Source organism: Alistipes sp. (genome assembly GCF_048465575.1).
GTDB lineage: Bacteria > Bacteroidota > Bacteroidia > Bacteroidales > Rikenellaceae > Alistipes.
This window is the reverse complement of record NZ_DBFWLG010000029.1, coordinates 43,389-54,824: the sequence shown is the minus strand read 5'-3', so window position 1 is coordinate 54,824 and position 11,436 is coordinate 43,389. Positions and strand designations below refer to the sequence as shown.

Sequence of the window (11,436 nt, the reverse complement as noted above, 5' to 3'; positions counted from 1 at the left end):
GCGAAGACCGATCGGTAAGTGGAATAGTTATCCGGGATCGCCGGGTGGTGCCATGCATAGCTGCCGTCGTTCATGAAAGAGAGTTTGCGCGCAAGTTCCGACGGCCCGCCCGGCGGGGGACGGAACAAAGATACAACATCGGAGAGGCGATGTCAAGGGTTTAGCCGGATTTTTCTATCCGATTTTCGAAAAATCCGGCTAAACCGATTCACAATTCATCATTATTTTCGCAGGTGGTTGGGTTGCGGGCTGTCGATGTTGGTCAGGAAAGGAAGAAAATGGGCTTGCGACCCCTTGACGGGGCTCGGGGAGCGAGGAGGAGGGGTTTGCGAGCTCTCGACGGGGTTCGGGGGTCGAAGATGACTTTTCACCTTTGTCCTTTCACCTTTCACCTTGGTCTCGACCCTCGTACGGGCTCGGGGATCGAGGTCGGGTGAATTGGCTTCTCGGCGTTGCTCTGGTGTCGTGGGCACCTTTCACCTTTCACTTTATTTGCAGCCCTCCGCCCGGGGTGGCTGCGGACTGCCGCCGCCGAGGGCGGCGCGGACAAGACAGTAAGCGGAAGATTCCTTGCATGCGCTCGGAATGACAACGATTGACCGGCGACCCCTTGACCGGGCTCGGGGAGCGAGGGTTGGGATGACGGAATATAATTATGAATTGTGAATTATGAATGTGAATTTTTTGAAATCCCCCGCGAACCGGAGTTTGCGGGGGATTTAAAAACGTCTCAGATCAGGTTCTCGCGTTCGATGTCCTTGAAATAGCGGTAGGTCGCCACGCGCAACTCCTGTGCGGCTGCGTCGTCGCAGACCAGGATGCCGCTGGGGTGAACCTGGAGCGCCGAAATGGTCCATTGGTGGTTGTAGGAACCCTCGACGCCGTGGCGCACGGCGCGGGCCTTTTTGGGGCCAGTGGCCAGGATCAGCACCTTTTTCGACGCCAGCACCGTGCCCACGCCCACCGTGAGCGCCGTTTTGGGTACGAGCGAGGTGTCGCCGCCGAAGAAGCGGGCATTGACCTGGATGGTGTCCTGCGTGAGTGTTTTCTGCCGCGTGCGCGACTGCAACGATGAGAACGGTTCGTTGAAAGCGATGTGTCCGTCCTCGCCGACGCCGCCCATGAAGAGGTCGATGCCCCCCGCTTCGACGATGCGCGCCTCGTAGTCGGCGCACTCTTTCACGAGGTCCTCGGAATTGCCGTCGAGAATGTTGACGTTTTCGGGCCGGATGTCGATGTGCGAGAAAAAGTTGTTCCACATGAACGAGTGGTAGCTCTCGGGGTGATCCTCCGCGAGGCCGACATATTCGTCCATGTTGAACGTGATGACGTTGCGGAACGAAACGTCGCCCGCCTTGTGGCGACGGATCAACTCCTTGTAAGTCTCCAAGGGCGTGGAGCCGGTCGGCAGTCCCAGCACGAAAGGCGAGGTGGTGTACTGCTCCTTGTTCTTGATCTGGCGGATGATGTAGTCGGCGGCCCACTGGGCGACCTCGTGCGGGGTATTTTCGATGATTAAACGCATGGCTTATAAAAGTGAAAAGTGAAAGGTGAAAAGTGAAAGGTGAAAGATCGAAAATCAGAACATTTTCACGAAAACCTCGATCGCCTGGTATTCGGCCATGCCGAGCCGGTCGTAAAGTTTTGCGGTGTTCTGCGTGCGCTCTTCGGCCCGCTGCCAGAACTCGCGGGGGTCGCTGCCCGGGAAAGGCATGATGTCTTTCTGCGAGAGGTGGCGGTAGATGGCGTGACGCTTCATAATCAGCTCGTCGGGCGAGAGGGGCACGGCCATGTCGACCATCCCCAGGTCCCACTCCATCCAGGCGCCGCGGTAGAGCCAGAGGTGGCAGTCGCGCAGCCACTCGTCGTCCTTGACTACCTCCAGCGCGCCCAGGATCGCCTCCATGGCCGTGCGGTGCGTGCCGTGGGGGTCGGCCAGGTCGCCGGCGGCGTAGATCTGGTGGGGCCGCACCTCGCGCAGCAGGTTGACGATGATCTGAATATCCTTGTCGGTGAGCATCCCTTTCTTGATGCCACCCGTCTCGTAGAACGGGAGGTTGAGGAAATGGGCGTTGGTGTCGGGGTTCAGGCCGAACGAGCGCACCGCGGCGCGCGCTTCGGCGCGGCGGATGGCCCCTTTGAGGTCCAGCAGCGCACGCGGCTCGGGCTCGCCTTTCTTCTTGCCGGCGATGATCCGCTCGATGTCGGCGTAGCGGTCGCCGAAGCCCAGCTCGCGCGCCGTGTCGATGTTCTGGAGCACCACGTCGTCGTGCACGGCCACGTTGCCCGAGGTTTCGTAGGCCACATGCACGTCGTGGCCCTGCTGTACGAGGCGGATGAACGTGCCGCCCATCGAGATCACGTCGTCGTCGGGGTGGGGCGAGAAGACCACGATGCGCTTGGGGAACGGCGCGGACGGGACGGGGCGCGTCGAGTCGTCGGCGTTGGGCTTGCCGCCCGGCCAGCCGGTGATGGTGTGCTGGAGGTCGTTGAAGACGTCGATGTTGATCTGGTCGTAGGTGCGGCCCTGTTCGAGCAGCTCGCCCAGCGAATTCTCGATGTAGTCCTTGTAGGTGAGCTTCAGGATGGGTTTCCGGACCACCCCGCACAACCAGACGACGGCCTTGCGGACGAATTTGGGCGTCCAGTTGCAGGGGCCGACCAGCCAGGGCGTCTGCTCGCGCGTCAAGAGCTGCGCGGCGTTCTCGTCGATGACCACCTCGATGTTGGGGTGGCTCTGGAGGAACGAGGCGGGCACCTGCCCCGTGATTTCGCCCTCGACGACTTTCTGCACGATGTGGGCTTTCTCCTCGCCCCACGCCATGAGGATGATGCGCTCGGCGCGCATGATGGTGTCGATGCCCATCGTGATGGCCATCTTGGGCGTGTTCTCCAGGCCGAAGAACGCCCCCGACTGAATCTTGCGGGTGTTGTGGGTGAGCTGCACCAGCCGCGTGCGCGACTTGGAGTAGGAGCCCGGCTCGTTGAAGCCGATCTGGCCGTCCTCGCCCACGCCGATGATCATCAGGTCGATCTTGCGGATCGCATGGTCGTACGAGGCGCAATACTCCGAGATGCGGTCCTCGGGGGTGGTGCCGTCGGGGATGTGGATGTTCTCGGGCTGGATGTCGATGTGGTTCAGGAACTCCTCGTGGATGCGGAAATTGCGGCTCTGCTGCTCGGTGGTGCGGATGGGGTAGAACTCGTCGAGGCTGTATACGGCCACGTTGCGGAACGAAACCTGCCCCTCGCGGTGGCGCTTGACCAGTTCGCGGTAGAGGCCCAGCGGCGTGCGGCCCGTCGTAAGGCCCAGCACGAACGGCTGCGACTCCTCGTAGACCTCGTTCGAACAGTGGATTTCGTTGTAGTTGCGGATCGCCTTGACGATCACGTCGGCCACGTACTGCACGCCCCGGTACTCGTTTTCGTAGACCCGGGTGTGGATCTTCTCGTAGCGGTGGATGATGTCGCGCGGGGCCGATTCGGCGATCAGGCCGCCGTCTTTGGGCAGGGAATATTTGTTGTTCATGTCAGTTTGAAAATTTGATTCGTTCGAAAAATTCGGGGCGGTGGAAATCGGGTTTCGGAGCCTCGACGGGCCGCCACGAAAGGAAATGCGGATGCGACAGCCGGTCGCCGCACTTGTAGAGGTTCATGCGGGCCTCCAGGCCGTCCCACGACGTGATCGCGTGGCGGAAGAGCGCACGGGGCGGAATGGCAAGGGTGAGGGACCAGCGGTTGTCGCCCTCGCGTTCGGGGAACGGGATGCCCAATGGCAGCGTCGTCGTGCGCTTCACCGCAGCCATGATCTCCGGCGAGGCATGCACGGCGTCGGCATGCGTATGGCGAAATCCGAGGAGCATGCGGCCGATCGGGGTCGTCTCGAAATTGTAGTAGCCCCGTTCGCCGCCCACGGCCAGGAAGAACTCCACGCACGAATCGGTCCAAACCTCGCCGTTGTCCTCCGAAACGAGCGCCGCGGTATAGCGCTCGGCGACGTCGAAGCGCAGCAGCAAAAGGTCGCCCGTGTGGAACATGCGGAACGAGACCTGCGGCGCATAGGGGAACTGCTCCGGCCAGTTGCAGCACGCGATAGGCTCGGGTGCGATCCGCTCGAAAGCCCGACGGACGGCTGCCGCGTCTTGGGTATCGAGATCGGTTATCTTGCTGATTTCCATCTTATCTGTATTTGGCCGCGGTATCGCAGACGATGCGGCACATTTCGGGATAATGCTCCTCCATGCTTTCGAGCAGCCGGTACTGGGCGTGCGTGCGCACGAGGTTGTGCTCGGGGTACCTGATCTTGTAATAGGTGTCGCCGTCGATGTAGTCCATGAGAAAGCGCAGCACCTGTTCGAAAGTGATGTAGCGGGCCGAGAAGGCCAGGTGGTCGATCTCGGAGGGTGCAAGCTGGCGGGCGCGCTGCGAGAGGTAGCCGTCGGTGTAGGCGCGGAACATCTCGAGCGAAAGGCCCACGCGCGCAAGGTCGCGGTCGTCCTCGTCGCCCGTGTTGCAGTAGGAGCGGATGGCGTCGCCGAAATCGTTGAGCGATGTGGAGTTCATCACCGTGTCGAGGTCGATGGCGCAGAGCACCTCGCCCTGGCGGTCGAAGAGGATGTTGTTGATCTTGGTGTCGTTGTGGGTGACGCGCGTGGGGATGATGCCGTCCTCGACCAGCGACCAGAACGCGAGCATCTCCGCGCGGCGCGCCTCGATCCAGCCGATCTCTTCGGGGAGCTCGCCGACGCGGCCCGCGGCGTCGCGCCGGAGCGCCTCGTCCCACTGCGCGAAACGGTGGCGGATGTTGTGGAAGCCGGGGATGGTCTCCGCGAGCGGTTCGGTGAAATCGGCCAGCTGGGCCTGGAACTTGCCGATGCCCTCGCCGCCCTTGCGGGCCAGTTCCGGGGAGTCGGCCCGGTTGTAGGCCGCCGTGTCGTCGATGAAGAGCGTGACGGCCCAGTATTCCCCGTCGGAATCCAGATAGCAGAGTTTGCCGTCGAGGGTCGGAACGACGGTCATGGCTTCGCGCTCCGGGTCGCCGCCCGCGGCCGCCACGCGGCGGCGGATGTGCTCGGTGACCTTGCGGATGTTCTCCATCATGGCCGGTACGTCCCGAAAGATTGTCTTGTTCTTGCGCTGGAGGATGTAGTCGGGGGCGTCGCCCGCGGTGCGGACGATGAACGTGTCGTTGATGAAGCCCTCGCCCAGCGAGTCGATCTTCAGAACGGGGCCTGCGAGTGCGAAATGCGACGCTATCTCCTGTAAATGTGTCTTCATGTGCTAAGGTCCGGTCTATTTTCAGGTTACAGACTCAAAGGTACTGAATTAAACGCAGAACTGCAAACCCTATTGTGTGAAAAGAGCCTGTCTTTCGAAAGAAAAACAGGCTCCGGAACTCTTCGTGGCGCGTCATCGGATCGATTCGACCACCGTGAACGTCACCTCGCGCACGACGCGCGACTGGCCCTGGTAGTTGCCCTTGGAGACGATGAACGTGGCGGTGTAGGTGCCCGGACGGTCGTAGGTGTGCTCGTAGGAGGGGATGTCGTCTGTCACGCCCTTGATGTTTTCGCCCGTGTCGGAGGCGATCGTGTTGAGCCGGATGGGCTGCATGAAGACCCACTGCGCGACCTCGCCCAACTGGTTGGCGTTGCCGCCCTGGAACGTGATCTGCCCCGTATCGACCGTAGCGCCGCCCTGGCCCTGGAACTTGGGGTTGCCGTTGCCCGAGGCGTTGTGGATGTAGGGGTTCGAGGCGTGACGCGCGGCCAGCGAGAACGAGACGAAATTCATCGCCGAGTAGCCGTATGTCTGCGGCTCGTACTGCTTGAACTGCACCGTCAGCGACGGATTGACGAAATAGAAGCGCATGGCCTGGTCCGCCGGAGCGTGCAGGTACATGGCCCAGGAGAAATTGTCGGCGTAGGGCGTCACGTCGTAGGTGCGGGTCTGCCACTTGACCGTGCTCGAGCGTTTTTCGACCGTGTAGTCGAGCGTCTGCCAGTCGGCCCGGTCGATCGACTCGACCACCGGGCGGTCCTTGGCAGCATCGGAGCCGTCGAGCCCCGCGAACTTGTTGCCGACCAAGAGGTCGAGGTTGCTCGTGAGGTCCGTGGGCCCCCACTGCTGCCCGATTTCGAGCGTCAACTCGCACTTTTCGATGTCCGCCAGATCGACCGTCGTGCGGTCGCGGTAGCGGTATTCGTGGCCCGTGTCGCCGTTCCAGACGGTGATGAAATCGGCGTTGCCCTCGAACCGGAAGAGCACGGGTTCGCCCGCGCGGTAGGTGTTCTCGGGGGCGAGACTTACCGTGAACTCCATCTCTTCGTAGATGTCGTTGTGCTCGCAGGAGGCGGCAGAGACCGCGAGGGCCAGCGCCGCTGCGAGGTATGCGATGCGTTTTGGTTTCATATCGATCGGCTTCATAATGGTTACCATAGAGGATTCTGCCGCAGGGCATGGTTGACGCCCAGCTCCTTGGTGGGGATGGGCAGGTAGATATGCCGGGCCGCGACGTTGGAGTAGTTGACGGCGGCGAAATTGACGATCGTGCCGTTCTTGTAGCGGTTGTCCGACGGAATTTCGGCCCCCGCGGCGTGCATCTCTTCGACGAACTCGCCCCAGCGGATCAGGTCCCACTTGCGCAGCCCCTCGAACGCCAGTTCGCGAGCCCGCTCGTTGCGCACCAGCGCCAGGAACGACACGGGATCGCCCAGCTGGCTCTCGTCGGTCTTGATGCCCGCCCGGCTGCGGACCCGGCGCACGGCCTCGCGGGCCTGCTCGTCGGGCGCTCCGGTCGACCGGGTGACCGCCTCGGCGTACATCAGGAGCACGTCCGAATAGCGCAGGATCGGGAAGTTGATCGTGGTGTAGAGCCGCTTGGCCGACATCTGCTTCTCGTAGACGGTCTCGCGGCGCCACTTGCCGGCGTTGCGCACGGCGGCCATGACCGTGGGGTCGTAGAGGAGGCGGTCCGTGTCGAACGGATTCTCCACCGTGAGGTCCTGCCCGTCGATCTCCTCTTTGGGCAGCGAGAAATTGTTGTTATAGACCCAGGGCGACTTGTAGAGGCTGGCCGGGATGGTCAGAATCTCGTTGGTGTACTGCACGTTGTCGTATTTGTACGAAATCTTGCGCGCGTTGTGCCCCTGGTAGTTGTAGGGCGGGAGGTTCCACTCCTGGCGCACGTCGGTGATCTGCCTGTTGTCGGCCTCCTCCTCCGCGGTGCGGTCCGTGGCCCAGTAGAGCTGCCACAGTCGGTACGATCCGTTATAGTAGCCGTAGGAGTAGTTGCAGGCCCACTCCGAGTAGTTGTTGGCGCTCGACTGCGATTTCAGACCGATCAGGTCGCCGATGCGGCCGTTGGTCCACGCGGAGGCGTTGGAGCGGTCGCCGAGGAACTCGGCCTCCCACATCGACTCGCGGTACTGGGTGTCGTACTTGTCCTGGATCATGTTGATGAACACCTGCCGGTAGCTGGGGTTGAGGTCGTGCTTGCCCGAGGCGATCGCCTCGTTGGCCCAGTAGGCCGCACGGCCGTAGAGCTCCTGCTTGGTGAGCTCCTCGATCGGCTTGACGCTCTGGCCGGCCATAAAGAGGTGGATGCGCGCCAGGATGCCCTGGGCGACGGTCCGGCTCACGCGCGAGGGCGTGCCTTCGACCCCCTCGCTGAGGTCCGGGACGCAGGCTTCGATCTCGTCGACCGCCCATTTGAGGATGCGCTCCTGCGCCGTCGCGGCCAGCTGCACGTCCTCGGGGTTGGGCGAGGTGGTGGCGCGGGTCCTCAGCGGCACGTCGCCCCAAGCCTGTGCCAGCAGGAAATGGTAGTAGGCTCGCAGGAAGCGGGCTTCGGCGACATAGAGCTCCAGCGGATGGGACATCTCCTCGGGTTTGAGGGTCACCTTTTCCATCGCTTCGAGGAAGCGGTTGGCGTTCTTGATCCCCTCGTAGAGCTTGGACCACGTGCCGTAGATCACCTCCGTGCTGGCCGAGTGGTTGTACTTGTCCACGCGCGATTCGGTGTTGTTGTAGTTGGCGTAGTAGCAGAGGTCGTCGGCGTTGCTGATTTGCAGCGAGTAGTTGTTGCCGTAGACCTCCTCGCTGTTGAGTGCTCCGTAGACGCCGGCCAGTCCGTAGACGATCTTCTGCTCGCTCGTGTAATACCCCTGGTCGGGAATGACGTTCGGCTCCATGTCGAGGAACGAGCAGGCCGGGAGCGCCGCCAGAAGCAGCGCGCAGGTTCCCGGAACGAATATGCTTTTGATTTTCATAGCGTAAAGTGTCGTGTTAAGCCGTTAGAATGTGAGGTTCACGCCCGCCGTGAAGCCCAGGGCGCGCGGGTAGGCCGACCAGTCGAATCCGGGGGTGAGGACCGAGTTGCGGGTCGAGACCTCGGGGTCGGGACCGCTGTACCCGGTGAGGGTCCAGACGTTGTCCGCCGAGACGTAGAACCGCAGGTTGCTGATGCCCGCCTTGCGCAGCGAACGGCCGGGCAGCGTGTAGCCCAGCGAAACGTTCTTCAGCCTCAGGAACGACCCGTCCTCGACTACGCGCGAGGAGTAGACCTCCGTGCCGTTGGCCCGCGAACGGGGGATGTTCGACGCGGGGTTGTCCGCAGACCAGCGGCCGGCGTAGGAGGCCAGCTGGTTGGTCTGGCTCTTGCGGCCCGACTCGAAGATCAGCCGGTTGGCGTTCAGCACGTCGTTGCCGTAGCTCCACGAGAAGAAGATGTTGAGGTCGAAGTTCTTCCACGTGAGGTTGTTGCCGAAGCCGCCCGTATGCAGGGGCTGGCCGCAGCCGATGATCGTGCGGTCGAAATCGTCGATCGCCCCGTCGCCGTTCATGTCGCGGTATTTTGGGTCGCCCGGCCGGATCTGGTTCCGCTGGAACGTGCTCATGTGTGCAATGTCCTTGAGCAGCAGTCCGTTCTCGTCGAAATCCGAGGCCTTGTAGATGCCGTCGTAGATGTAGCCGTACATCATGCCCGTGGGCTTGCCCACCTGCGAAATGTAGGGGAACTGCGAGTTGTAGGTCATCTCCCACGCCACCGACGACTGGAGGGTGTTCTGGTTGTCGACCAGCGCCAGGATCTTGTTGCGGTTGAACGCGATGTTGAACGAGGTGGACCACTGAAAATTGCGGTTCTTGACGTTGACCGTTTCGAGCGTCAGCTCGAAGCCGCGGTTGCGGATCTTGCCGATGTTCATCATCGCCTGCGTGTAGCCCGTCGAGGCGGGCAGCAGGGCATAGAGCAACAGGTCGCGCGTGTCTTTCAGGTACCAGTCGCCCGTGAACTTGATGCGGTCCTCGAAGAAGCCCAGGTCGAGGCCCACGTTCCACTGCTCGGTGGTCTCCCACTTGAGGCGGTCGTTGGCCATGTTCGAGACGTAGTAGCCCGGGACGCGCTCGCCGTTGAAGACATAGTCCAGCGAGTTGCCCGCGCCGGGCTGCACGGTGATCTGCGAGTAGTAGTCGTAGGGGGTCTGCGTGCGGTTGTTACCCGTCAGACCCCATGAGGCGCGGAGCTTGCCGTTCGAGAGCCATTTCTTCTCTTTCAAGAGGTTCTCGCGGTTGAAATTCCACGAAGCGCCCACCGAGGGGAAATAGCCCCAGCGGTTGCCCTCGGGGAACTTGGACGAACCGTCGGCGCGGAACGAGAACGTGAGGTAGTACTTGTAGCGGAAATTGTAGTTGGCGCGCATGAGGGCCGACATCATCCGCCAGTCGCTGTATACGCCCTTGACGATCTGGTAGTTGCCGGTGTAGATGCCCGCGATGCCCAGCTCCTCGGAGGTGATCTGCGTCGAGGAGACGCCGTCGTAGGTCTGCTTCTGGCCCTGAAGCGTCAGACCGGCCAGCAGGTCGAGGTTGTGGCTGCGGCCCAGGCGCTTCTTGTAGGTGAGCGTGTTCTCGTTGAGCCACGAGCGCTGGTCGGTCCAGTAGATCGCGCCGTTGACCCCCTTGCCGCTGGGCGAGCCGGCGTAGCCGGTGTAGGTCTCGCTGCCGTTGAACTCCTCGCGGCGGCGCTGGTTGAGGGTGTAGCCGCCCGAGAGTTTGAGCGTCAGAGAGGGGGTGATCTTGTAGGTGAGCGCGGCGTTGGCGTTGAGGTAGTCCACCAGCGTCTTGCGGTATTCGTTTTTCGCCGTCTTGACGGGGTTGAAGCGGTAATCGTCCGAGCCGGAGACCGCCTGGTCGAGCATCGAGTCGAGGATGTCCTGTCCCGGGGGTGTTACCGGGCGGTAACCCCAGACCGAGAACATCAGCCACCCGGTCGACGAGGAGGTGCTCTCGGCCGTAGTGGGCGTGACGCCGTTGGTCGCCGTGCGCGAGTAGTTGGCGTTCATCGTCAGCTGCAACTTCTTGGTGATGGGCAGCGTGAGGTTGGCCTTGCCCTGGTAGCGCTGGAAATTGGAGCGGATGATGATGCCGTCCTGGTCGAGGGCCGAGAAGCCGACGTTGTAGCGCAGCCCCTCCTTGTTGCCGCCCGAGAGCGAGACGTTGTAGTTCTGCTGGAGCGAATTGCGGTAGAGCTGGTCCTGCCAGTCGACGGCCGGGATGCGGCGGTAGTCCTCGAGCGTGAGCCCCTCGCTGAAATAGCTCTTGTTCATGGTCGACTCGTCGAGCAGTTCACCCTGCAACTTGACGAAATCGTAGGAGTCCATCAGGTCGATCTTGTTGGCGATGCGGTTCAGGGTGAACGAGGCGCTGAAATTGACGGTCGGGCGCCCCTCGGTGCCGCGCTTGGTGTTGATGACGATCACGCCGTTGGCGCCGCGGGCGCCGTAGATGGCCGTGGCCGAGGCGTCTTTCAGCACGTCGATCGATTCGATGTCGGCGGGGTTGATCGCATTGGCGAACGAACTTTCGGAGGGGAAGCCGTCGATGATGTAGAGCGGCGCGCTGCTCTGCGTGAGGGAGTTGTTGCCGCGGATGGTGACGTTGGCCTCGGCGCCCAGCGCACCGTCGCCCGTGGTGACCACCACGCCCGCGATGCGGCCGCCCAAGGCCTGGTCGAACGAGGTGACGTTCGATTTGAGGATCGTCCCCAGGTCGGCCTTGGCCACCGAACCCGTCAAATCGCGCCGAGTCGAGGTGCCGTAGCCGATGCTGACCACCTCGACGGCGCCGATCGAGGCGGCCTCCTCCTGCATCTTGACGTTGATCGCCGTGCGCTTGCCGACGTGCTCCTCGACCGTGGTATAGCCCAGGTAGGAGAAGACGAGCGTCTGGTCCTCGCGGGCCTGGATCGTGTAGTTGCCGTTGGCGCCGGTCGCGGTGCCCGTCTGGGTGCCCTTGACCAGGACGGTGACACCCACCAGCGGTGCGTCGGAAGAATCGACGACGCGCCCGACGACGGTCTGCTGCGCAAATGCTCCGGCCGATACCGATAGGGTCAGCAGCAGCACGGCAGCCATTCGTTCGAGTGTTTTTCTCATG

At 62.4% G+C, this 11,436-nt stretch carries 7 protein-coding genes; all 7 read right to left on the bottom strand.

The genetic code is table 11. The features are described 5' to 3' along the window. Positions 1–730: 730 nt before the first annotated feature. The 7 genes from nagB to ACMQ11_RS08145 all read right to left on the bottom strand — a co-directional run bounded on the left by nagB (position 731) and on the right by ACMQ11_RS08145 (position 11,435). Entirely contained in the window at positions 731–1,525 is a 795-nt protein-coding gene (gene nagB / locus ACMQ11_RS08175; RefSeq protein ID WP_418992275.1) for a glucosamine-6-phosphate deaminase, read from the bottom strand. A 54-nt stretch (positions 1,526–1,579) separates the two neighbouring features. Continuing rightward, complete coding sequence (locus ACMQ11_RS08170) at positions 1,580–3,529, bottom strand: 6-phosphogluconolactonase (RefSeq protein WP_418992274.1); 1,950 nt, start codon at positions 3,527–3,529, stop codon at positions 1,580–1,582. Position 3,530: 1 nt separating this feature from the next. Further along, positions 3,531–4,178: a carbohydrate-binding family 9-like protein gene (locus tag ACMQ11_RS08165; protein ID WP_418992273.1), complete on the bottom strand. Its 648-nt coding sequence runs from the start codon at positions 4,176–4,178 to the stop codon at positions 3,531–3,533. 1 nt (position 4,179) lies between these two features. Then, positions 4,180–5,277, bottom strand: a complete 1,098-nt coding sequence (locus ACMQ11_RS08160; protein WP_418992272.1) for a phosphotransferase enzyme family protein — start codon at positions 5,275–5,277, stop codon at positions 4,180–4,182. A gap of 132 nt (positions 5,278–5,409) precedes the next feature. Beyond that, positions 5,410–6,411, bottom strand: a complete 1,002-nt coding sequence (locus ACMQ11_RS08155; protein WP_418992271.1) for a DUF5017 domain-containing protein — start codon at positions 6,409–6,411, stop codon at positions 5,410–5,412. A 20-nt stretch (positions 6,412–6,431) separates the two neighbouring features. After that, positions 6,432–8,270, bottom strand: a complete 1,839-nt coding sequence (locus ACMQ11_RS08150; protein WP_418992270.1) for a RagB/SusD family nutrient uptake outer membrane protein — start codon at positions 8,268–8,270, stop codon at positions 6,432–6,434. A 24-nt stretch (positions 8,271–8,294) separates the two neighbouring features. Next, the gene (locus tag ACMQ11_RS08145) at positions 8,295–11,435 is read right to left on the bottom strand and encodes a SusC/RagA family TonB-linked outer membrane protein (RefSeq protein ID WP_418992269.1); all 3,141 of its coding nucleotides are present in this window, start codon (positions 11,433–11,435) and stop codon (positions 8,295–8,297) included. Position 11,436 lies beyond the last annotated feature (1 nt).

Coding starts and splice junctions, on each gene's coding strand:
- nagB (WP_418992275.1), bottom strand. CDS start 1,525: ATGCGTTTAATCATCGAAAATACCCCGCACGAGGTCGCCCAGTGGGCC.
- ACMQ11_RS08160 (WP_418992272.1), bottom strand. CDS start 5,277: ATGAAGACACATTTACAGGAGATAGCGTCGCATTTCGCACTCGCAGGC.
- ACMQ11_RS08145 (WP_418992269.1), bottom strand. CDS start 11,435: ATGAGAAAAACACTCGAACGAATGGCTGCCGTGCTGCTGCTGACCCTA.
- ACMQ11_RS08155 (WP_418992271.1), bottom strand. CDS start 6,411: ATGAAACCAAAACGCATCGCATACCTCGCAGCGGCGCTGGCCCTCGCG.
- ACMQ11_RS08165 (WP_418992273.1), bottom strand. CDS start 4,178: ATGGAAATCAGCAAGATAACCGATCTCGATACCCAAGACGCGGCAGCC.
- ACMQ11_RS08150 (WP_418992270.1), bottom strand. CDS start 8,270: ATGAAAATCAAAAGCATATTCGTTCCGGGAACCTGCGCGCTGCTTCTG.
- ACMQ11_RS08170 (WP_418992274.1), bottom strand. CDS start 3,529: ATGAACAACAAATATTCCCTGCCCAAAGACGGCGGCCTGATCGCCGAA.